Source organism: Microbispora sp. NPDC004025, assembly GCF_053604425.1.
In genome coordinates, this window is sequence record NZ_JBSGHN010000004.1 from 422,883 (window position 1) to 443,944 (window position 21,062).

Annotated in this window: 19 protein-coding genes, 1 tRNA gene and 1 pseudogene; 13 read left to right on the forward strand and 8 right to left on the reverse strand. The window is 69.3% G+C overall.

Translation table 11 applies throughout. The features are described from left to right. Nucleotides 1–77: 77 nt before the first annotated feature. Together ACWEQG_RS13965 and ACWEQG_RS13970 are read right to left on the reverse strand one after the other, a co-directional pair. Nucleotides 78–539 carry a RidA family protein gene (locus ACWEQG_RS13965; protein WP_363461247.1) on the reverse strand — a complete coding sequence of 154 codons (462 nt, stop codon included), beginning with the start codon at nucleotides 537–539 and terminating at the stop codon, nucleotides 78–80. Beyond that, complete coding sequence (locus ACWEQG_RS13970; RefSeq protein ID WP_076440089.1) at nucleotides 539–691, reverse strand: DUF4177 domain-containing protein; 153 nt, start codon at nucleotides 689–691, stop codon at nucleotides 539–541. Before ACWEQG_RS13970 ends, ACWEQG_RS13965 begins: the two co-directional genes overlap by 1 nt. Nucleotides 692–878: 187 nt before the next feature. Here ACWEQG_RS13970 and ACWEQG_RS13975 point away from each other — a divergent pair, with 187 nt between their 5' ends. Together ACWEQG_RS13975 and ACWEQG_RS13980 are read left to right on the forward strand one after the other, a co-directional pair. Further along, nucleotides 879–1,919 carry an ArsA family ATPase gene (locus ACWEQG_RS13975; RefSeq protein ID WP_452284609.1) on the forward strand — a complete coding sequence of 347 codons (1,041 nt, stop codon included), beginning with the start codon at nucleotides 879–881 and terminating at the stop codon, nucleotides 1,917–1,919. 52 nt (nucleotides 1,920–1,971) lie between these two features. Continuing rightward, nucleotides 1,972–3,111, forward strand: coding sequence for an ArsA family ATPase (locus tag ACWEQG_RS13980; RefSeq protein ID WP_452284611.1), 1,140 nt, complete (start codon nucleotides 1,972–1,974; stop codon nucleotides 3,109–3,111). 48 nt (nucleotides 3,112–3,159) lie between these two features. On the opposite strand, the gene ACWEQG_RS13985 is transcribed toward ACWEQG_RS13980, so the two are convergent. Then, nucleotides 3,160–3,456, reverse strand: coding sequence for a WhiB family transcriptional regulator (locus ACWEQG_RS13985; RefSeq protein ID WP_030506755.1), 297 nt, complete (start codon nucleotides 3,454–3,456; stop codon nucleotides 3,160–3,162). Between the two features lie 259 nt (nucleotides 3,457–3,715). Between ACWEQG_RS13985 and ACWEQG_RS13990 the strand changes: the two genes are divergently transcribed. Next, nucleotides 3,716–5,959 carry a transglycosylase domain-containing protein gene (locus ACWEQG_RS13990; RefSeq protein ID WP_452284613.1) on the forward strand — a complete coding sequence of 748 codons (2,244 nt, stop codon included), beginning with the start codon at nucleotides 3,716–3,718 and terminating at the stop codon, nucleotides 5,957–5,959. Nucleotides 5,960–6,045: 86 nt separating this feature from the next. On the opposite strand, the gene ACWEQG_RS13995 is transcribed toward ACWEQG_RS13990, so the two are convergent. Next, nucleotides 6,046–6,501, reverse strand: a complete 456-nt coding sequence (locus tag ACWEQG_RS13995) for a GatB/YqeY domain-containing protein (RefSeq protein ID WP_193202142.1) — start codon at nucleotides 6,499–6,501, stop codon at nucleotides 6,046–6,048. An 80-nt stretch (nucleotides 6,502–6,581) separates the two neighbouring features. Here ACWEQG_RS13995 and ACWEQG_RS14000 point away from each other — a divergent pair, with 80 nt between their 5' ends. Both ACWEQG_RS14000 and ACWEQG_RS14005 read left to right on the forward strand, forming a co-directional pair. Then, entirely contained in the window at nucleotides 6,582–7,514 is a 933-nt protein-coding gene (locus ACWEQG_RS14000) for a metallophosphoesterase (RefSeq protein WP_452284615.1), read from the forward strand. Nucleotides 7,515–7,549: 35 nt separating this feature from the next. Beyond that, a tRNA-Pro gene (locus ACWEQG_RS14005) sits at nucleotides 7,550–7,626 on the forward strand. A 199-nt stretch (nucleotides 7,627–7,825) separates the two neighbouring features. On the opposite strand, the pseudogene ACWEQG_RS14010 reads toward ACWEQG_RS14005, so the two are convergent. Beyond that, nucleotides 7,826–8,427: pseudogene (locus ACWEQG_RS14010) on the reverse strand (IS1634 family transposase); the annotation flags it as partial. A 205-nt stretch (nucleotides 8,428–8,632) separates the two neighbouring features. Between ACWEQG_RS14010 and ACWEQG_RS14015 the strand changes: the two are divergent. Next, nucleotides 8,633–9,343 (forward strand): hypothetical protein, encoded by a 711-nt coding sequence (locus ACWEQG_RS14015; protein ID WP_452284617.1) that lies wholly within the window; start codon nucleotides 8,633–8,635, stop codon nucleotides 9,341–9,343. 563 nt (nucleotides 9,344–9,906) lie between these two features. On the opposite strand, the gene ACWEQG_RS14020 is transcribed toward ACWEQG_RS14015, so the two are convergent. After that, complete coding sequence (locus tag ACWEQG_RS14020; RefSeq protein ID WP_452284618.1) at nucleotides 9,907–11,382, reverse strand: RICIN domain-containing protein; 1,476 nt, start codon at nucleotides 11,380–11,382, stop codon at nucleotides 9,907–9,909. Nucleotides 11,383–11,851: 469 nt separating this feature from the next. On the opposite strand from ACWEQG_RS14020, the gene ACWEQG_RS14025 reads away from it, so the two are divergent. Beyond that, nucleotides 11,852–12,199 (forward strand): hypothetical protein, encoded by a 348-nt coding sequence (locus tag ACWEQG_RS14025; protein WP_452284619.1) that lies wholly within the window; start codon nucleotides 11,852–11,854, stop codon nucleotides 12,197–12,199. 86 nt (nucleotides 12,200–12,285) lie between these two features. Continuing rightward, nucleotides 12,286–13,650, forward strand: coding sequence for a hypothetical protein (locus ACWEQG_RS14030; RefSeq protein ID WP_452284621.1), 1,365 nt, complete (start codon nucleotides 12,286–12,288; stop codon nucleotides 13,648–13,650). Between the two features lie 97 nt (nucleotides 13,651–13,747). Here the strand turns inward: ACWEQG_RS14030 and ACWEQG_RS14035 are convergent, their stop codons facing one another. After that, entirely contained in the window at nucleotides 13,748–14,899 is a 1,152-nt protein-coding gene (locus ACWEQG_RS14035) for an acyl-CoA dehydrogenase family protein (protein WP_452284623.1), read from the reverse strand. An 87-nt stretch (nucleotides 14,900–14,986) separates the two neighbouring features. Between ACWEQG_RS14035 and ACWEQG_RS14040 the strand changes: the two genes are divergently transcribed. The 3 genes from ACWEQG_RS14040 to ACWEQG_RS14050 all read left to right on the forward strand — a co-directional run bounded on the left by ACWEQG_RS14040 (nucleotide 14,987) and on the right by ACWEQG_RS14050 (nucleotide 17,994). Beyond that, on the forward strand, nucleotides 14,987–15,673 hold the full coding sequence (locus tag ACWEQG_RS14040; RefSeq protein ID WP_452284625.1) for a winged helix-turn-helix transcriptional regulator: 687 nt from the start codon (nucleotides 14,987–14,989) through the stop codon (nucleotides 15,671–15,673). Nucleotides 15,674–15,781: 108 nt separating this feature from the next. Beyond that, nucleotides 15,782–17,455: a hypothetical protein gene (locus tag ACWEQG_RS14045; protein WP_452284627.1), complete on the forward strand. Its 1,674-nt coding sequence runs from the start codon at nucleotides 15,782–15,784 to the stop codon at nucleotides 17,453–17,455. A 410-nt stretch (nucleotides 17,456–17,865) separates the two neighbouring features. Next, nucleotides 17,866–17,994, forward strand: a complete 129-nt coding sequence (locus tag ACWEQG_RS14050) for a hypothetical protein (RefSeq protein ID WP_452284629.1) — start codon at nucleotides 17,866–17,868, stop codon at nucleotides 17,992–17,994. Between the two features lie 49 nt (nucleotides 17,995–18,043). Here ACWEQG_RS14050 and ACWEQG_RS14055 read toward each other — a convergent pair whose 3' ends face one another. Next, complete coding sequence (locus ACWEQG_RS14055) at nucleotides 18,044–18,640, reverse strand: class I SAM-dependent methyltransferase (protein WP_452284631.1); 597 nt, start codon at nucleotides 18,638–18,640, stop codon at nucleotides 18,044–18,046. A gap of 206 nt (nucleotides 18,641–18,846) precedes the next feature. Here ACWEQG_RS14055 and ACWEQG_RS14060 point away from each other — a divergent pair, with 206 nt between their 5' ends. Then, the gene (locus ACWEQG_RS14060; RefSeq protein ID WP_452284633.1) at nucleotides 18,847–19,509 is read left to right on the forward strand and encodes a DedA family protein; all 663 of its coding nucleotides are present in this window, start codon (nucleotides 18,847–18,849) and stop codon (nucleotides 19,507–19,509) included. Between the two features lie 285 nt (nucleotides 19,510–19,794). Further along, on the forward strand, nucleotides 19,795–20,802 hold the full coding sequence (locus tag ACWEQG_RS14065) for a sporulation protein (protein WP_452284635.1): 1,008 nt from the start codon (nucleotides 19,795–19,797) through the stop codon (nucleotides 20,800–20,802). Nucleotides 20,803–21,062: the final 260 nt, after the last annotated feature.

Consider the following 21,062-nt stretch of genomic DNA (forward strand, 5'->3'; position numbering starts at 1 on the left):
CATCGGTTCGGCCGGCCCCCATGCTCCCCCACGCCTTCGCGAGACCGCAATCCCCGGTTCCGGTGAGCCGGACCCCGTCAGCGGACCTCCGCGATGACCTCCACCTCGACCGGGGCGTCGAGCGGAAGCACCGCCACGCCGACCGCGCTCCTCGCGTGCCTGCCCGCCTCGCCGAACACCTCGCCGAGCAGTTCGCTGGCGCCGTTGACGACCTGCGGCTGCCCGGTGAAGCCGGGAGCGCTCGCGACGAACCCGACCACCTTCACGATCCGCACGACCTGCGACAGGTCGCCCACCAGGGACTTGATGGCCGCCAGGGCGTTGACGGCGCAGATGCGCGCCTGCTCCTTGGCCTCCTCGGCCGACACCTCCGCGCCGACCTTGCCGGTGACGCCCAGCTCACCCTTCACGAGCGGGAGCTGGCCGGAGGTGTAGACGTGGTCACCCGTCCGTACGGCGGGCACGTACGCGGCCAGCGGCGGCACGACCTCGGGCAGCGTGAGCCCGAGCTCGGCGAGCCGCTCCTCCGGGGTCGCCATCACTTGGGCCGCTTCATGTAGGCGACCAACTGCTCCGGGTTGGGCCCCGGGATGACCGAGACGAGCTCCCACCCGTCTTCGCCCCAATTGTCCAGAATCTGCTTCGTCGCGTGCGTGAGCAGCGGCACGGTGACGTATTCCCACTTGGTCATGGCCAAAGGCTATCGAGGCGGGGCGCGCCCGGGGTGCTCAGGAACGCGGTTCGGGCGAGAGCCCGTTGGCCGACCCTTACCCGATCGGTCGCGACGGGGGACGACCCCCGCGTATCGGCAGGTAACCCTTGGGTAGCCTTCCTCACGTGGGCGAGTGGAGCAGGCACGCCGACGCGGAGGAGGCACGGTGAGTCAGCCGACCGGCGGTCGCGCCGGAAGCAACGGGGAGGCCCGTGACACCGACTGGGACGGCGTGCGCCTGCACGTGGTGAGCGGCAAGGGCGGCACCGGGAAGACCACGGTGGCCGCCGCGCTCGCGCTCGCCCTGGCGGCGGGCGGGCGCAAGGTGCTGCTCGTCGAGGTCGAGGGACGACAGGGCATCGCCCAGGCGTTCGACCTGCCGCCGCTGCCGTACGAGGAGCGCAAGATCGCCGTGGCGCCCGGCGGCGGCGACGTGTACGCGCTGGCCGTCGACCCCGAAGAGGCGATGCTCGAATACCTCGAGATGTTCTACGGCATCAAGCGCGTGGGCAAGGCGCTGACCCGCATGGGCGTGGTCGACTTCGCCACGACCATCGCCCCCGGCCTGCGGGACGTCCTGGTCACCGGCAAGACCAGCGAGGCCGTACGGCGCCGCGACAAGCTGGGCCGGAGGGTGTACGACGCGGTCGTCATGGACGCGCCCCCGACCGGCCGGGTCGCGCGCTTCCTGAACGTGACGCAGGAGGTCGCCGGGCTGGCCCGGGTCGGGCCCATCAAGAACCACGCCGACCTCGTACGGGGCGTCCTCGCCTCCCCGGAGACGGCGGTCCACTTCGTGACGCTCCTGGAGGAGATGCCCGTACAGGAGACTCTGGACGGCATCGAGGAGCTGCGCTCGACCGGGCTTCCGGTCGGCGGCGTGTTCGTCAACATGGTGCGCCCCGCCGGGCTGCCCGAGGGTGTGCTGAAGGCGGCCGGCCAGGGCAGGTTCGACTCCGCCGAGCTCGCGCTCGGCCTGAAGGCTGCCGGGCTGACGGACGCCACGGCCGACGCCTCCGCGGTCGCCGAGGCGCTCGCCCGGGAGGTGACCGAGCACGCCCTGCGGACCGAGCTGGAGAAGCGGGAGCGCGTCGCGCTGGAGGAGACCGGCGTGCCGCGGTACGACCTGCCGCTGCTGCCCGACGGCGCCGACCTGGCCGGGCTCTACGAACTGGCCGACGCCCTGCGCGCCCAGTCTGTGGCGTGAACAGTGCGCCGCGTGACCTGCTGATCGAGTGCACCGAGTGAGAGGCTGAGCTGTGACCAGGACGGCGCCCGCGCTGGACATCGACGCGATCTTGGATGATCCGGACACCCGGATCATCGTGTGCTGCGGCTCGGGCGGTGTCGGCAAGACCACGACGGCCGCGGCCCTCGGGCTGCGCGCCGCCGAGCGGGGCCGCTCGGTGGTCGTCCTGACCGTGGACCCCGCCAGGCGGCTCGCCCAGGCGATGGGCCTGACCGAGCTCGACAACACCCCCAGGCGGGTCCACGGCGTCGACGGCGCCGGAGAGGCCGGCGGCGAGCTGCACGCGATGATGCTCGACATGAAGCGGACCTTCGACGAGATCATCGAGGCCCACGCCGACCCCGAGCGCGCCCGGCAGATCCTGACGAACCCCTTCTACCAGTCGTTGTCGTCCAGCTTCTCCGGCACGCAGGAGTACATGGCCATGGAGAAGCTGGGCCAGCTGCGCCGCTCGGACGAGTGGGACCTGATCGTGGTGGACACCCCGCCGTCGCGGTCGGCGCTCGACTTCCTCGACGCCCCCGAACGCCTCGGCCGGTTCCTCGACGGCAGGCTGATCCGCATCCTCTCCGCCCCGGCCAAGGCCGGCGGACGTAGTGCGTTCAAGCTGCTCAACGCCGGATTCGGGATGGTCGCGGGCATCCTGACCAAGGTCATCGGGGCCCAGGTGCTGCGGGACATCCAGATGTTCGTCACCGCGCTCGACGCGGTGTTCGGCGGCTTCCGGCAGCGCGCCGAGCAGACGTACCGGCTGCTCCAGGCACCCGGCACCGCGTTCGTCGTCGTCGCGGCGCCGGAGCGTGACGCGATGCGCGAGGCGTCCTACTTCGTGGAACGGCTGGCCGACGAGCGCATGCCGCTGGCCGGGCTCGTCGTCAACCGTGTCCACCGTCCGCTGGCGCCGTCGCTGTCGGCGGCGCGCAGCTCCGCCGCCGCCGAGGAGCTCGACGGCAGGGGCGAGCACGAGCTGACCGCCGCCGTGCTGCGGCTGCACGCCGGAAGGATGCAGCTCGCCGCCCGGGAGCGGCGCCAGCAGGAACACTTCACCTCGGCCCATCCGACGGTGCCCATCGCACAGGTGCCCGCGATGCCCGAGGACGTGCACGATCTGGCGGGACTGCGCCAGATCGGGCAACTTCTCGCGTCCTGAAGACGTGTCGTCCGGCGTCCCGCTCCACAGCGGGACGCCGCGCCGGACTCAGCCGGCGATCAGCTCGTTCGTCCGCTCGTACTCTTCCTTGGCGGACTCCAGCAGGTCTCGCCAGGACTCCACGTCCGGCCTGCGCCTCAGCAGCGCGCGCCGTTCCCTCTCCGTCATCCCGCCCCACACCCCGAACTCGATGCGGTTGTCCAGCGCATCGGCGAGGCATTCGGTACGGACGGGGCATCCACGGCAGATGAGCTTGGCCCGGTTCTGGGCGGCGCCTTGCACGAAGAGTGCGTCAGGATCCGCACCTCGGCAGGCGGCACGGGAGGTCCAATCCGTGATCCACATGTTCGACCCCACTCCCCTTAGGTGGTCAGTCGTCGTTTCGGCCGACGGGCGCGGGCGTCGGGCCTCCTGGTTTGCAGTAGCCGCAGAGGAGAAAGTACGCAAGGAAACGATCGAACCGACATACCCCGGGGGGACCAAATTCGTGCATGGTCATGTCAGGCCATGTGGCCGGGAATGACTAGTCCCCCCCTCGCGGGGGTAATGCGGTTCCGTGAGGTCGATGCCGGGAGAGCCGCCAAACGGACGTACCCTAGGTTCCGTGCAAGCTCACGGCAAAACTCTGGCATCCCGGACAGGTGCGGCCCTGCGTCTTGTCGGCGCCGCGGGCGTCGCGGGGGTGCTGGCGGCGGCGATTGCACTACCCGCGGTCGGCGGGGCCGGCGTCACGGTCAAATCGAGCATCGAGACCCTGAGCCTCAAGCCGGCGGACCTCGACGAACCGCCGCTGCCCGAGAAGACGGTCCTGCTCGACGCGGACGGCAAGCAGATCGCCCAGTTCTACTTCGAGAACCGGGAATCGGTCTCGATGGACCGCATCGCGCCGATCATGCGCAAGGCGATCGTGGCGATCGAGGACTTCCGCTTCTACGAGCACGGCCCGCTCGACGTCGAGGGCACCACCCGTGCGCTGGTGAAAAACCTCACGACCGGCGGGGTGACCCAGGGCGGCTCGTCCATCACCCAGCAGTACGTGAAGCAGGTTCTGTTCAACAAGGCGGAGACCGACGAGGAGAAGGCCGCCGCCGTCGCGCCGACCGTCGGGCGCAAGCTCAACGAGATCCGCTACGCGATGTCGATGGAGCAGAAGTACAGCAAGGACGAGATCCTCAACCGGTATCTCAACATCGCCTACTTCGGCGCCAGCGCGTACGGCATCGAGGCGGCGTCCAAGCGGTTCTTCGGCAAGCACGCCTCGGAGCTGAACCTGGCCGAGTCCGCGACGCTGGCGGGAGCCGTCCAGGACCCGAACGCCACCGACCCCAACCGGGGCAAGACGTTCCGGGACCGGCTGCTGGCCCGGCGCAACGTCGTGCTCGACCGCATGGCCGAACTGAAGATCATCACCGAGGCCGAGCGCGACGCGGCCAAGAAGAAGAAACTGGGGTGGAAGGACAAGGAGATCCCCGGCGGCTGCGAGGAGAGCGACTACCCGTACTTCTGCCTGTACGTGCGCAACGAGATCCTCAACGACACGCAGTTCGGCAAGACCAAGAAGGCCCGTCAGGACTTCCTGGCCCGCGGCGGCCTGACGATCCGCACCACGCTGAACCGGAAGATGCAGAAGGCCGCCGAGACGGCGATCAAGAAGTACGTCCACCCGTCCGACAAGCCGGTCGCCTCCGAGGCTCTGGTCGAACCGGGCACGGGTGCCATCCGGGCGATGGCCGCCAGCCGGAAGTTCGGCACCAGCAAGAAGAAGAACGAGATGTCGATCAACGTCGTGGCCGACGCGCTGCACGGCGGCGGCGCGGGCTTCCAGGCGGGATCGACCTTCAAGGTGTTCACGCTGATCACCGCCTTGAAGGAAGGCTGGAAGATCAACGACGGCATCAGCACCGGCGCGACCTTCCAGGCCAGCGGTCCCTCGGCCTTCAAGGACTGCGACGGCAACCTGGTCGGTGACCCCCGGGGCGTCCAGCACAACTCCGAGGGCGGCAGCGGCGGGTTCCTGACCCTGCAGACCGGCACCTTGAAGTCGGTGAACACCTTCTTCATGGCCTTGGAGCAGAGGGTGGGGCTCTGCGACGTCGTGAAGACCGCCAAGGACTTCGGCATCAAGCGGGCCGACGGCGCGAAACTGCGCGAGTTCCAAACGTTCACGCTCGGCTTCAACGAGATGGATCCGGTGACCGTGGCCAGCGCGTACGCGGCCATCGCGGCGCGCGGGAAGTACTGCAAGCCCATGGCGATCACGGAGATCACCGACCGCTACAACAAGGTGACCTCGTTCAAGCCGTCCTGCAAGCAGGCGGTCGAGAACGAGATCGCGGACGCCGCCACCTACATCATGTCGGGCGTGTTCACCAAGGGCACCATGTCGGGCGTCGGCGGCATCGGCCGGGACGCCGCCGGCAAGACCGGTACCGGCGACCAGTCCCGCACCGTCTGGTTCGCCGGGTTCACTCCCGACCTCGCGGGCGCGGTCAGCCTCGGCGACCCGCGCGGCCCGATGCGGTACCCGCTCCCCGGACAGGTGATGGCAGGCCGCACGTACGGCACGGTCTTCGGCGCCACCGTGCCCGGTCCGATCTGGAAGGCCACCTTCCTGGCGGCGCTCAAGGGCGTCGATGCCACGTCGTTCGTGAAGCCGGACATGTCGAGGTTCGGCGGCTGCGCCCACCAGTGCGCGCCCCCGCCGAAGCCGAAGTCCGACCGGGGCGGCGGTCCCGGTGGTGACGGTCCCGGTGGCGGGCGCGGTGGCGATGGCCCCGGCGGCGGGCGCGGCGGCGGCAACGGCCGCGGGTTCGGCGGTGGCGACTCGCCGTTCGATCCGTTCAACTGATCTCGTCCGATGGGCCGCTCCCTCGCCGGGGAGCGGCCCTTCGGCGTCTCAGCGCCCTGGCCGGTACCGTCTCGATGCCCGGACCGTTACGCGGACAGACGGGCGCGTACGGCCTGGGCGACGCGGCCGCCCTCGGCGCGGCCGGCGACCTTCGGGTTCAGGATCTTCATGACCTGCCCCATGGCCTTGGGGCCCTGCGCGCCGCTCTCGGCGATCGCCTCGTCGACGAGCGCGTTCAGCTCGTCGTCGCTCAGCTGGGCGGGAAGGTACTCCTCGAGGACCGCCTGCTCGTCCAGCTCCGCCTGGGCCTGCTCGGCCCGTCCGGCGCCCGCGAACGCCTCGGAGGCCTCGCGGCGCTTCTTGGCCTCGCGGGTCAGCACCTTGATCACCTCGTCGTCGGAGAGCTCGCGTGCCTCCTTGCCCGCGACCTCCTCGACGTTGACGGCGGCCAGAGCCATCCGGATCGTCCGGACCCGTACCTCGTCACGGGCCTTCATCGAGGCCGCGAGGTCGGCCTTCAGCTTGTCCTTCAACGCACTCATGCGTCCATCTTGCCGTGCCCGGGCTCCGGTCTTCGCCAGGTTATGCGGGAGGCGGGCCGTACGTCGGGCATCATTGCTGTGTGAGGAAAGCAGCCGCGGTTCCCCTGTCCGTTCTCGGCCTCGGCGTCGCCGGTGTCGGCTACGCCGCCGTACTCGAGCGGAACTGGTTCCGGCTGCGCCGCTTCGACGTCCCCGTCCTGGCGCCGGGCCAGCGGCCGGTCCGTATCCTGCAGATCTCCGACCTGCATCTCACGCCCCGCCGCCACCGGCTGATCAAGTGGGTGCGGTCGCTGGCCGCGCTCAGCCCCGACCTCGTCGTGAACACCGGCGACACGCTGGCGCACCCCGACGCCGTCGAGTCGTACATGTACGCCGTGGAGCCGCTGCTCGACCGCCCGGGCCTGTTCGTCTACGGCTCCAACGACCTCTACGCTCCCCGGCCGAAGAACCCCGCCCGCTACCTGTGGCGCACCTCCAAGGGCGACTCGCGGCAGCACGTGCCGAACCTGCCGTGGGAGGAGCTGGGCGCCGCGATGCGCGAGGCCGGCTGGCTGGACATGAACAACACGACGGCCCGCCTCAAGGTGGCCGACCTCGACGTCCACGTGGGCGGCATCCACGACTCCCACATCGACCGGGACCGGTACGACGAGATCGCCGGCCAGGCGCCCGCCGACGCCGACCTGCGCCTCGGCGTCATGCACTCGCCCGAGCCGCGCAACATGTCGCGCTTCGCCGAGGACGGGTACCAGTTGCTGCTGGCCGGGCACACCCACGGCGGGCAGCTGTGCATCCCCTTCTACGGGGCTCTGGTGACCAACTGCGGCATCGACCGCGCCCGGGTCAAGGGGCTGAGCAGGCACGAGAGTGCCTGGCTGCATGTCTCCGCCGGCCTCGGCACCTCGCCCTACGCGCCCGCGCGCTTCGCCTGCCCGCCCGAGGCGACCCTGCTGACGCTCGTTCCTCGCCGCGCCGTCGTCCCGGATGGCACAAGCAGCCGCAAAGTCCGCTAGACTTGCCGAGGCGCAGGACGAAAAGTCCAAGCGACCGGGGTGTAGCGCAGCTTGGCAGCGCGCTTCGTTCGGGACGAAGAGGCCGTGGGTTCAAATCCCGCCACCCCGACCAGGTAGTTGCAGGTCAAGGGCCTGATCGCTGAGAACAGCGATCGGGCCCTTGATCGTTTGACCGTCATTTGACCGTCGGTCTGAACGCCGCCAGGGGGCACTGACGGGTTCAAACGAGTTCACCTGGGCACCTTGATCGTCGAATCGGTGCCGGTCGGCCATCTCTGGTGGTTCAAAGCAATGAGCGGCTACTGCGTATGCCGCGGCTCGGGCAACGCGGTGGTTTGACGGAAGGTGCCGGTGGGACCGGCGAAGGTGCCCAGGTGGAGGCGGTCGAGCTCGCGGCGGCAGGTGGTCTAGGTGGTGCCGGTGCGGGTCTCGATGATGCGGATGAGCAGCAGGGCGAGCCAGCAGAGCAGGACGTGAGCGCGGATGCGTTCTCGAGCCGGTGGTAGACCGGCCGCAGGTCGAGGATCTGTTTCATGTCGCGCCAGCCGCGTTCGACGTCCAGGAGTTGCTTGTAGCCCAGCACGATATCGGCGGCGCTCAGGTGGGGATCGCCGCAGCGCAGCAGGTACTTGCCGTCGAGGTTGGCCTCGGCCTTGATCGTGGCGTGGTCGATGCGGAGCTTGCCGGCCGGGGTGGTGCGCAGATGCCGGTTCAGGCCGGGCTTGACGGCAGTCTTCCCGCGTAGCTCTCCCCGCTTGAAGTCACTGAGCTGGTCGGATCCGTCGATGAGCTGGGTGATGAGCTGGGTGCGGATGTGCGCGCCCCGCTCGGCCGCCTCCGGGTTGTGGCAGATGACGGACCGTTCGGTGTCGGAGATCCGCACTTCCTTGATCCGCATGTTGCCGGAGATTTCGCCGGCTCCAGCGGAAACGGCCGGTGGTCTCGTGGCTCATCGTCGTCTCCTCCGTAACTCGCGAGCCGGGGACGTCCGGAACCGCTGGGACACGACGACGCGTTGATCGGCTGAACGACATCCGCCGAAGATTCGAGGGCAATTGCTGTCTGGAATTCTCCGATCGCTGTGCGCCGTCCTCGTCGCCGTTCTCGTCACGGGATGCGTGTCGGCCGATCCGGGCTCCTCGCATGTCGGGTCCCTCGGCGACCTTGGGAAAGACACCGACCTGGAGGATCCCGCCGATTACGAGGACGAGGGCGACGCGTATAAGTCCGTCATGGTCTGCGTTTCCAAGCGAATCCGAATCCGCGTCGCCGACCGGCCATGTGACGACATCCAGCCCGGCTTCGCCTGGTTCTACGTGCCGCGGGAGTCGAAAGTGCCGGCCATCGGAAGGAAGGCGACGCGAGGCTCATTCACCGAGCCCTTCGGCGACACTCCGCGTGCCCGCGCCCGAGGAGGCAGAGGCGACGACGCGATCGTCTTCGACGACGAGAGCCGGGTCGAGGTCTGCGTGAAGCAGAGGACACGCATCAGGATGGCCGACGCCATCTGCGAGGACGAGAACGACGGCTTCGCCTGGTACTACATCCCCTTCCGCGGACACGTGCCGGCTGTGGGCCGCAAGGCGGAAGGCGGATCGTTCTTCACTTCCCCATGGGCGGACAGCTTCCGGGCACGCAGGAAGGGCGGCGACGCGGCCAAGGCGGCCATCGAGCCGGACAGGCCGACGGTCGGCACGACCAGGCCGCCTCGCTGCACGCGGACGTTGAACGGAAGATGCGCTGATGCGACCAGCAGCTGCCACTACTCGGTCAACGGAGGATGCCGGGACAACGGCGGACAACCTGGCGCAGGTCGGGTAAGGCCGTGATCGCCCCCTGACAGGAGGTAGGCGCGGGCCGCGGTGACGCGCGGGTTGTCGGAGTTCGCGCACGCCACCCTCACCTCGCACCCGGCTGCCGGCACGCCGATTCCCGCCCACGTGGAGATGGACCAGCCACTCATTTGCTCGTCAACCGGGCGAACCCGCCGCTGTCGCCGTGATGATGAGTCTGGCCTTCGACACCAGCCGACTGTCGACCGCCCGCAGGTCCTGACTCTGCGTGTTTCCTATCTCCGGAGACATGCGCCACCGGGGTTTCCTATGTCTCGAGACACCCGTTTCCTATGTCCTGAACCAGAACACCGCCACCCCGACCATGTAGTACCAGCCGAGAGGCCGGTTCCGAAGATCGGAACCGGCCTTCTGCGTTGCTTCGGCCGGGATGTCGGTTCCCATACAGGGGGATGCGGTGCCGCTGGGGGTGCCCGGGTGAGCGCACCCCGGGCCGGCCACACGACGCCGCGATCCGCATCCCCGGCACCGAGCGCACAGCACGAGCTCGGCACCGGGGAGGGACCGTACGCGGATCCGCGGTTACGTCGAGACGCCCGTCAGACCGCCGTGCGCGACCACTGCTGGTTGGCGCCGGTGTTGCACGAATACTGCTTGAGGATCACGCCATCCGCGGTCGATGCGGACGGTACGTCCACGCATTTGCCGCTGTGTCGTGCCCGCAGCTGGAAGTAGCTACCGTTGGCGACCATCTGGAACTGCTGATTGGCGCCGGTGCCACAGGTGTACTGGATGAGCTCGGCACCGTCGGCGGTTGACGCGCCCACCACGTCAAGGCACTTCCCGCTGTGGCGGCTGACGATGCGCCAGTAGCCGCTGCCGGCGTCCTGGAACTGCCACTGCTGCCATGGGTTGCCGCCGTAGGTGTACTGGTCGACGCGCGCGCTGTTGTTGGTGCTCGCCTGCTGGACGTCCATGGCCTTGCCGCTGTGGCGCACGTTGAGCCTGTAGAACGTCTCCGGCTGCGGCGTCGGCGTCGGCGAAGGGGTGGAGTCGCCGACGGTGTCGCCCCAGCCGTAGCGGACCCGGTTGGCGCCGTAGCCGTTGCGGGTGGACAGGTTGAGGGTGGTGCCGCTGCCGCCGAGAGCGAACATCGAGTAGTGGTCGTAGCCGAGGCCTGCGGTTATCTTGCCGCCGACGGCGGGCCAGTAGGTGCCGCCCATCTGGTTGTCCCGCATGACCTGCGTCACGGCGCGGAGGTAGCGCACGAAGTTGTCAGTGCTGTTCGGGTCGCCGTAGTTCAGGCCGGTGGCCATCGGCGCGCCGAACTCGGTCACGACCGCGCGGGAGGCGCAGTTGCCCAGAAGCGACTGCATGTGGCTTCGGAAACCGTCGTAGGTCATCGCGCTGTAGAAGAAGGCGTAATAGTGGAAGGACAGCAGCGTCGAATTGAAGCGGCTGTCGTTGCAGATGTCCCGGAGGTCCTGGCTGAAGCCGGTGCCGCCGATGAGCACCCGGCCGGGCGCCGCCGAGTTGTGAGTGCTGAGCCAGTTCGCCGCCACGTTGCGCCACTCCGCCGACGAGTAGCCGTGTGGCTCGTTCATCGGCTCGAAGTAGACGTTGCCGTTCGAGCCGTACGTGTTGATCACGCTGGACCACATCGCGTTCCACGCGGTGAGGTTCGTGATCCTGCCGCCGGAGGCGGCGCCGTCCTCCCAGTAGGCCAGGATGACCTTGAATCCACGTTCCGCGGCGGCGTCGATGGCGCCGCGGTAGGCGTTCCACCAGGTCGTGTTGGCCACAGTGTGGGTGTTGATGGGCAGCCGGACGGTGTTGACCCCCATGAGGTATTCCATGCTGTCGTAGAGCGTGTTGGCCTTGGCCCGTACGGTCGCGTTGCTGTCGGACTGGCTCAGGCCCTGCGGGACGAGCGTGCCGGTGCTGAAGTTGTCACCCAGCACAGCCCAGTTCATGCCTCGGAACTGGTTGGTGGCGGCATGGGCCGACGGCGCGGGGACGAGGGCTGCCACTACGGTGAGCGCGGTCACCATGAGGGCGATCAGCAATCGGCGCAACGACCGGATGCTCCGCGATGGTCCTGATGAGTAACCATCAGACGCCATGCTCAGTGCCATGAAATGTCCCATCACTAGATCTAAACTGCTGGGTCAACTTTCACTTGTGCACATTGTTAGCGATAACAAAAAAGGCCGATCACCCACGGAGGCCTCACGCTAGAGAGGGGGCGGGAGTGCGTCAACAGAAAGGGAGACGACGTGCTCGAACCGCTGGTCCGTGACTGACACCGATGTAAATTTCAACCAGACTTCCCGGTCGCGCCGACGCCCCGACGGTGCCAGCGCAACTTCACCGCGCCTCGGCCACACGTTCCGCTCTCCGGCCGCGCCGCGACGTACGCAGATGCGGAAGAGCGCGCCGAGCCCACGGGGGGGAAGGACCGGGATCGAAAAGTGATTACAAGGTTGAAGAACCAGCAATGGCCGTCGGCTACCGCAGGGACACCGGCAGGAATACGGTCACCGCATGGACGAGACCCACCCTCTGGTCCGCGAGCTCTTCCCAGAACTCATCGCGGACCTGATCGCACGCCTTGAGGAGGCCGGAGAAACCGAGCTTGCGATCGTCGCGTGGGATCTGCGTCTCCACCAGTGGTGCGAGTGCGGGGATGATTTCTGCCAGAGCTTCTACACAGCCCCACCTCCTGATGGGGCCTACGGTTCCGGGCACCGTTGCGTACCGCTGATCCCCGAAAAGGGTGACCTGATCCTGGACGTTGTACGTGATCGGATCCTGTATGTCGAGGTGTTGTACTACCCCAGCCTCCGGGGCGCGACGAGCCGGAGCACCGGCGCGGATGGGGCCCAGTACTGAGTGACGACGGCCGCGGGCGGCCCCAGGACACCGGTGGATCGCTAGGGTGAGGCCCCACCCCCTGCTCGATCTTCAGGATGTATCGCGTGCGCCGTTATCAGTCGGTCCTTCCCGCCGTGCTCGTGACCAGTGGATATGCGGCGGCGCTCGCGGTCGCCGCGGTGCTCGCGCTGACCGGTGGCGACATCGGCCTCCTATGGCGGTTGTCGCTGTTCTTCGAAGCGGACGAGGACGCCACAGCCACGTGGCCGAATGTGCTCATCCTCGTCCTGGCGGGCGGGCTGTGGGCCTGGGCGCTGTGGCAGAGCCTGCGGGGCCTGCGGGGCCTGAGGGGCCTGCCGTCCGGGAAGCCTCTCGTGGCCGACCGCGAGACGCGCCCGCTGCGAAGAGCTCTGTACGCGACAGTGGCATTCTGGGCGTTATACGCGATCATGCCGATCTGGCCGTGGTGGGCGGTGGTGCTCGAGGCACTCCTGATGTCGGCGGTTGTGGTGCTGTTCCACCCGGTGCTGCGCCACGAAATTCGCCACGCCGATCTCGCCTTGGGCGCCGGCCTGCTGGCCCAGGTGAGCCTGGCGGCGACCGAGGTGTTCGACGTACTCGACTGGCGCGAGGCGGAACGGGCGGCGGCGTTCGGCGGGTTCGCCGGCGTGGGAGATCTGGTGTGGTCCGCGCTGGTGCTCAGGGCGCAGTGGCGCAGCGGCCGCTGGGGGCGGACCACAGAGTGGTACGGCATCGCCTCTCTGCTGGTGCCGGTCGCACTTCTCGTCGCGGGCATCCCGCTGCGCGGGAACGGCGACCTCTACGACGTCTACGACGAGGCCACCACGGCCGCCGACGCCCTGTTCGTCATCTGGCTGGCCCGAACCGCCCACGAACTCGGCTCCGCACCCAGCAGGCCCGCGCCGTACGTCCTGCCGGCCGATCGCAGGACCGCGTTCACGGTCGCGGCCCGCCTCACCGCGTGCCTGGTCCTGCTACTCCCGCCGCTGGCCAACCGCCATCCGGCCTGGATCAGCCCGCACGTGTCGATCGAGAGGCTGCCCCGCGTCCTGGATGGCGCCGTGGGTGACGCGGTTACGACGGGCTGGCACGCTTTCGAGCTGTTCGTCGGCATCGGCGGCCTGGCCGTACTGGTCCTCGTCGCCCTGCACCGGCAGGCCGCGTTCTGGGTGGTCATGAGCGGCCTGCTCTGCACCGCGCTCAGCGGGCTCGCCGCCGTGACCCTGATCGAGCGGCACGGCCTCGGCCTCCCCCGCGGCTGGTTTCTCACCCGGCCGGACGCCTCCGATCTGTACGGGATGATCACGACCTTTTCGAGGCCGGCCATCTCGCCCTTGTGGTTCACCACCGCCTGCCTGGTCTCGGCCGCCCTGCTCTGGTGGTCGCGCGAGCCCGTACACCGCGCCGACGGGGCCCCAGACGCCGGCGCCTATCGGCCAGCCATATGAACACGATCGCCGCGGCACGCCGAGCGCCGGCGGCGGGTACGGCGCGTGCGACGACCTACTGCCGGTGAGCGGCGGGTCTCGATGAACAGGACACCGATCACGACGTACGCCGCGCGCCGGCCATTGCGGCGGAGCCGGCCAGAGCCAGGGTCGCCTCGGGCGTGAGGGGGTGGAACGGGCCACCTCGAACGTCCCGGTACGCCCGTTCCAGGGGAGAGGTTCGGAAAAAGGCGGAGCCTCCCACGACGTCGAGAGCGAGGTCGACGACGGCTTTCGCCTCACTCACGGCGTGCCGTTTGGCCACCATCAGCGTGATCAGGGTCGGCTCGTCCGCCGGCGGATCGTCCCCGACCTCTTCGACGGCGGCGAGCAGCGCCCACCAGGCCACCCGCAGGCGCGCGGCCATCTCCCCCAGCTGACGCACCGCCGCCGGCGCCGGGTCCGCGGCACGCGCGCCGAGGACGCGGAGCGCCTCGTCGTACGCTCCCCGCGCGATGCCCAGATACACCGCGCTGACGACGGGCGCGAAGTGGATGGCGGCGACCAGCAGCGGGCCCGCGAGCTTTCCGTACGGCCGGCGACCGAGGATCTTGTCCGCCGGGACGAACACGTCATCGAACACCAGGTCATGACTGGCGGTGCCGCGCATGCCGAGGGTGTCCCAGGTCTCGACCAGCGACACGCCGGGGCTGGACAGCGGCACCCCCGCGTGCAGCACCTCGGCGCCGGGTCCGGGCTCCCCGAGCACTGCCGAGGTGGAGATGACGGTGGCGACCGGCGCCTGCGAGCAGAACGTCTTCCGTCCGGTGAACCGGTATCCGCCGTCGACCTCGACGGCCGTCGTCGTCGGGCACACCCAGTCCGATCCACCGCTGGTGGCCAGGATCAGCCCGTCGGCGGCGATTCGGCGCAACGCGCCTTCGGCGTCCGGCGCACCTCGGCGGTGCCGCCAGCACTGAACGAGGGTCATGTAGAGGTGCATGGCGGCGGCCAGCGCGGCCGATCCGGCATGGCGGGCGAGCTCGCCCTCGGCCAGCACCACCTGACGCAGCGGGGCACCCAGGCCGCCGAATTCCGTGGGTACGGCCAGCCGCAGGTAACCGCGATCCTGCATCGCCCGGTAGCCCTCGGCGACGAAGGTGGCGTTCAGGTCGTGTTCCGCCTCGCTCGGTGCGCATTTCAGGCCGACATCGGCGGCCAGCGCGACGACGTCGGCATCATGCCGAATCGGGTTGATCGTGGAAGTCATGAATCGACAGTAGGAACACCGGGCGTCCTCCCCTAGTACGAAATCTGTACCACCTGGTGATTTCGTCTCGGGGTTACGCTGATCGGCGTGGGATCCTCGTACGGACAATTCTGTCCTGTCGCGAAGGCGATGGAGCTGCTCGACGAGCGCTGGACGCTCCTCATCATCCGGGAGCTGGTCACCGGAAGCCGCTACTTCAACGAGCTGCGCCGCGGGGTGCCGAGGATGTCCCCCTCTCTGCTGTCCAGGCGGCTCAACCGGCTGGAGCGGGCCGGTGTTCTGGAGCGCCGTCCCGACGGCAACCGGGTGCGTTACCTGCTCACCCCGGCCGGGCAGGAACTGCGGCCGGTAGTCGAAGCACTGGGCGCCTGGGGCATCCGCTGGATCGCCGAGCTCGGCGACGAGGACCTCGATCCGCAGCTGCTGCTGTGGGACATGCACCGCAACGTCGACCACGACGTCGTCCCCGACCAGCGGACGGTGGTGCGGTTCAGCTTTACCGACGTGCCGGTCCACACCCGCGACTGGTGGCTGGTCATCACCCCCGGCGACGTCGACGTCTGCGACGACGACCCCGGCTATCCGCCGACGGTGATGGTGACCGTGGGCCTGCGGCGGATGACCGAGATCTGGCGTGGCGATCTCGCCTGGTCCGACGCCCTCCGCTCCGGCGCCGTCGAGGTGCACGGCCCGGAGGCGCTACGCCGCGCCCTGCCACGGTGGTTCAGGCTCTCGACATTCGCCCAGGTCCCCCGCCCGCACCGCGTGAGCTGACGAGCACGGCAGAACGCGCGAGCGATGGCGTCCTGCTGAGTCGACGGGCCGAATCCTCCGGCTGACCACATCCGGCTACCCCACTCGGGCAGCAAGACTTTTCCACCGGTGAAGCAGCTATGGCGGAATAAGCTCACCTGGTACGAATGGTGGCTGAATCGGGGACGGAAGGAACGTCGACCGCCGAGGGCTGCACCTGTGCCGTGCGCCGGGGAGAAGCTGCGATTCTTGAAACCGACACTCACCATCTTCCCGTCGCCCGCGTCGGGTGGAGAAGAACGCGCGCGAAAAATGGCGCAGGTCGCCGAGCGGTGCGGCTACCTCGTTCACATCAACGAGGAGACCGATATCACCGCCGGTGCACGCGCCTCCCTCTGCGATACGGCCGTCATTCACGACCTGCCGCCGCACGAGGGGCCGTTCTCCCCGCTTGATATCGGGGGGTACGGCAAACTCACCGGCTCGAACATGTTCCAGCACGTCCTGATCGTCAGCACCGGCTATCTGCCGCTGAACGTGGCACCCGTCCGTAGAGGCGGTAGCCCCGCCTACCCGTTTCCCCATCGGCGACTGCCCGACGGAACAGCGGTCGACCCGATCCCGGATACCGGCACCGGCCCGAACATGTGGATCCCGGAGGGCGACCGAACGATCCTGGAATGGGTCGAGCGGCAGCTTCACGACATCGTGGAGGGCGATGCGCCCAGCGAGCGGCTGACCGCCGAGGACTGGAACGCCCACCTGCGGGCCGATCCCGACGTCATCGCACGTGTCCACGCCATGATCAGGCAGTCGGTCGAGTGGGCGCATCGAGATTTCTACGACGCGTCGACCGGCAGGGTCTTCTTCAGCTACCGGGGCGCCCACTACGAGGCCGTACGAAAGCTTGGCACTCGTCTGGAAGCGGGTCGCCTTCCCGGTCAGCCGGCCAGGCCGGCGCACGTCGTCCGGCCCTCGTTGCTGTCTCTGGATCGGGAGTTGCTGTCCGCCGGGCGCCGGTGGATGGTGCTTAGCCTGCTCGACGACATGCTCCGGACCTGCGCGGACGTCTGGGTGTACGAAACGGACGACTACCTGAAGTCATGGTGGACCCTCGGTGAGCTCGTCATGGCGGCGGCCATCGCCGCTGACCACGGCCACCCAGCGGTCCAGGTGTTCGATCCGGACACGCGCGAGCTCCGGGACAGCGCCGTCTACACAGTGCCTCTCGACGAGGGACACCGCCGCGATCTCGCGCGCTATCTCGTCAACACCAGGCCGGACGGCATGGGACCGGAGTTGCGGACACAGTGGCGTATGGAGCGCACACTGTTCCGGCTCGGGCTGGGTGGCGCCTACCTGCGGTTGATGCGCAAGGCGATGAACTCAGAAAGCACCCGAGGGCTCCGCCGGTATGTCGACGGGATCCCTACGCCGGAGGGCGAGGACCTCCACGGGCTGCTGGCCGCACACGTCCGTGACCGGAAGGCGTATTGGCAACGCATCAACCACCCGTCGCACCGCCCCGAGTTCTGGACCGACCTTCTGCTCGCGCCTTCGGGGCCCTCCGCCAGGAGTCTGCCGCCCACCGTGGAGGCGTTCGTCGGCATGCTCGATGAGATGGTCCGCGTTCCCGGCAAGGAGGCGGCCACCGCGGTCGCGCGGGGACGGCCCGCCAGGGCCAAGGACGGTTCCCGCGTGGACATCGTCGAGTTCGCCCCGCGTCACCTCTGGCACCCGGCGCGGATGGGCGGACTCCTGGGCGGCCGGATCGAAAGGCTCCCGACGTACTACGCGCTCTGACTTCGTCATCGGAGAGGCCGAAGCTCACTCCCCCTTGAACGCGGGCCGCACCAAGGACGGCAGGATCGAGGTGGTCGCCATTCGCGGCGAGGGCCGGCCATATTGCATCCGGCAGACCGCGAAAACGGCGGCTGGAGCGACTGGGCACCGCTGGAAGCCGGCCGAGCCCGACAAGGATGGACCGCGCGGGGTTCCGCGGCGGCGGACCAGCCTCGGTTCCAGTGCCGGGGTTAGGCCGGATCCGTCATCGGAGCCGGCCTTTCTGGCCGCCCTATCGTGCGATCACCTTTCTTGGTGGTGCGTATCGAGTTCGCAGCGAACGCGGGGCCAGGCTGGAATGCCTGCCGGCCGCTTGCTTGACTCAATACATGGTTGTTCGGCGTCGGCCCCGGCCCGCATGGCGGACTTTGGTGACGCTGCTCGCGGCGACGCTGATAACCAGCATCGCCCTCAGCGTGGGTGTGGTGTGGCTGCTGACGCTGATACGCGATTGGCTTCTGGGGCAGGTCGCGATCGTGCTCTTCGACCCGCACTGGTAGACGATTTTTGTTTGCTCGCCTAAGCATCGCCATGGCCTCTTTCTGCCTTTCATCTGCGAGCCAACGCCAGATAGCGCTCCTCGGTGTCGTGGTAGTCGACCAGGGTCCATCCGGCGGCGTCCAGCAGGGGACGTAGGTTGTGCCGGGCCCGTACGTCGTCGGGGGTCAGGGTGCGTCCGCGCCGCGCCGCGAGCACCGCCCGGCCCACGGGGTGGAACAGCGCCAGCCTTCCGCCTGGCCGGGTCACCCGGGCCAGCTCGGACAGCACGGCGACCGGCCGGAGGACATGGGAGATCAGCCCGGACGCCAGCACGCCGTCGGCCACGCCGTCGCGGAGCGGAAGCCGCCCGACGTCGGCGACCAGCAGCCGGCCGTAGTCGCCCCGCCCCCGTTCGCGGGCCGACCGGACCATCTCCGGGGTGACGTCGACGCCCACCACGCGCCCTGCCGCCCCGACCGCGTCCCGTAGCAGGGGGAAAGCGCGGGCGGTTCCACAGCCGGCGTCGATGGCCAGCCCTCCGGGCGGCAGGGCCATCTCGGCGATCGCGACGGCGAACGCCGGGCCGTCGTCGGGATACTTCTCCTCCCAGGTGGCCGCCTTCGCGGCGAAGAACTCTCTGGTCTCCTGGAGAGATCTGTGGTTCATGCTCTTCGTCTCCTCTGCGGAAGAGGTGGGGGAACGATTCGACCATGAGCCTCGGGCCCCGCGCCCTCCGGCAGGCGCCACGTGCGCGGTGCGAAGTCTCCCTCGCGGGCCCGACGCTTACCGAGGTTTTCCCGCCGCGAGCTACTGGCGTTCCCGGTGTGACGTGCATTGTGGGGAGGAGTCGTCGCGGCGGCGGGGGGCAACCGATGACGCAGGCGCTGCACCAGTTCATGGCGATGACGAGCCCGTGGGCCTACTTGGTGGTCGGGCTGATGGCCTGCGCGGAGACGGCCGCGCTCGTCGGGCTCGTGGTGCCGGGCGAGCTCGCGTTGCTGATGGCCGGGTTTCTCGCCTTCACGGGGCACGTGAGCCTGCCGCTCATGATGGCCGCGGCCGGCGTGGGCGCGATCGCGGGGGATTCCATCAGTTACCGGATCGGCCGGCGGCTGGGGCCTCGCGTGCGCGACAGCCGGCTCGGCCGCCGGGTGAGCGCGGAGCGCTGGGACCGCACCGAGGACTACCTGCGGCGGCGCGGCGGCTGGGCCGTCCTCTTCGGTCGCTGGATCGGTCTGCTGCGCGCCCTGATCCCTTTGCTGGCCGGCATGGGACGCCTGCCGTACGCCAGATTCCTCGCCTTCGAGGTGCCCGGCGGCCTGGTCTGGGGGGCGGGCACCGTGGGGCTCGGATACGCCGCTGGAGGCTCGTACGGGCTGGTGGAGCAGGTCTCCCAACGAGCCGGCCTCCTTGCGGTGGCCGGGCTGGCCGTCCTGGCCGTCGCCGGCCTGGGCGTCCACCGGATGACCCGGCCGCGCCCGCCGGTCGCGCGCCGGCCGGGACGCGTGAGGACCGCACCCTCCGGCCGCCGTTGAAGGGGACGGCCGCCCTCGTGCAGGGGTGTGAGACGCACTGATGGCCCGCCCTCGTCCGGGTGTCCGGCGCCCCTGGCGACCCGCCCTCATGTATGTGACGCGATCCTGGCGGCCCGCCCTCGTGTGTGTGACGCCATCCTGGCGGCCGTCGCGGGACAGCGCCGCCACACGAGCCCTTGACCAACGGAAGCGCGATCTTTACCAGCCGGCGGAACCCGGCCCGGGTCTTGATCGTTCAGGTGGGCGGCTGACACACCCTCATCAACCGTTCACAGGGAGAAACACGTGGTCTTCAAGCGGATGCTGGGCGCTCTCGGGGTCGGCGCCCCCTCGGTGGACACCGTACTGACCACCCCGCGGGTCCGGCCGGGCGGCGTGCTCACGGGCGAGGTGAGACTGTCCGGCGGCGACTTCGACGCCGAGATCGAGGAGATCACTCTCGGCCTCGTCGCCGGAGTGGAGCTCGAGCACGGCGACGGCGAGAGCGCGGGGCTCGGCGAGTTCTCCCGTGCCCGGGTGTCCGGTCCGTTCACCTTGCGCAAGGGTGAGGACCGGAGCATCGCCTTCCAGATCCCGATGCCGTGGGAGGCCCCGATCAGCGAGATCGACGGGCAGCACCTGACCGGCATGGCGCTCGGCGTACGCACCGAGGTGGCCATCGCCAAGGCCGTCGACAAGGGCGACCTCGACCCGGTCGCCGTCGAGCCGCTCCCCTCCCAGCTGCGCGTCCTGGAGGCGTTCCTCCAGCTCGGCTTCGCCTTCAAGTCGGCCGACCTGGAGGCGGGCCACCTGCACGGCGTGCGCCAGGAGCTGCCGTTCTACCAGGAGATCGAGTTCTACCCGCCGCCGCGGCAGGCCGGCGTCGTGGGGGAGGTCGAGCTCACTTTCGTGGCCGACCCCGCTGGTCTGGAGGTCATCCTGGAGGCCGACAAGCGCGCGGGCCACCGGTCCGTCGACGCCATCGGCCGCTTCCGCGTCAGTCACGAGGACGCGGTACGCATGGACTGGGCCGGGGAGATCGACCGCTGGCTCACCGGGCTGGCCCAGTACGGCGCACCGTACGGCGGCCATGGCGGCTACGACGGCCACGGCGGTTACGGCGGCCACGGCGGTTACGAGCACGGACACGAAGCTCATTTCCACGGAGGCCACCACGAGCACCGCAGCGGTCCCGGCTGGGGTGCGGTGGCCGCGGCCGGCGCCGCCGGAGTGGTCGGCGGTCTGGTGGCGGGCGAGATCGTCGAAGAGATCTTCGAGGGCGACGAGGACGAGGGCGGGGACGGCGACTGGTAGGTCCCTCCGCGCCGCCGCCCCTCCACGCCACCGCACCCCCACGTCCCGCCGCCCGCGACGCCGCCGGGTGTGACGCCGCCGGGTGCGACTCAGGGTGAGAGGCAGGCCCTCGTTCTGAAGCGGGTGCCGGCCGTGGTCTCCGGACAGGAGGCCACGGCCAGCACCCGGACCGGCCCGTCCGGGAGGGCCGGGAGGGCCGGAAGGGCCGGAAGGGCCGGAAGGGCCGGGAGGGCCGGGGAGCGTGGCGGCGCCGCTCGCGA

Coding starts and splice junctions, on each gene's coding strand:
- ACWEQG_RS13965 (WP_363461247.1), bottom strand. CDS start 539: ATGGCGACCCCGGAGGAGCGGCTCGCCGAGCTCGGGCTCACGCTGCCC.
- ACWEQG_RS13970 (WP_076440089.1), bottom strand. CDS start 691: ATGACCAAGTGGGAATACGTCACCGTGCCGCTGCTCACGCACGCGACG.
- ACWEQG_RS13985 (WP_030506755.1), bottom strand. CDS start 3,456: ATGTGGATCACGGATTGGACCTCCCGTGCCGCCTGCCGAGGTGCGGAT.
- ACWEQG_RS13995 (WP_193202142.1), bottom strand. CDS start 6,501: ATGAGTGCGTTGAAGGACAAGCTGAAGGCCGACCTCGCGGCCTCGATG.
- ACWEQG_RS14025 (WP_452284619.1), top strand. CDS start 11,852: ATGGACGAGACCCACCCTCTGGTCCGCGAGCTCTTCCCAGAACTCATC.
- ACWEQG_RS14035 (WP_452284623.1), bottom strand. CDS start 14,899: ATGACTTCCACGATCAACCCGATTCGGCATGATGCCGACGTCGTCGCG.
- ACWEQG_RS14055 (WP_452284631.1), bottom strand. CDS start 18,640: ATGAACCACAGATCTCTCCAGGAGACCAGAGAGTTCTTCGCCGCGAAG.
- ACWEQG_RS14060 (WP_452284633.1), top strand. CDS start 18,847: ATGACGCAGGCGCTGCACCAGTTCATGGCGATGACGAGCCCGTGGGCC.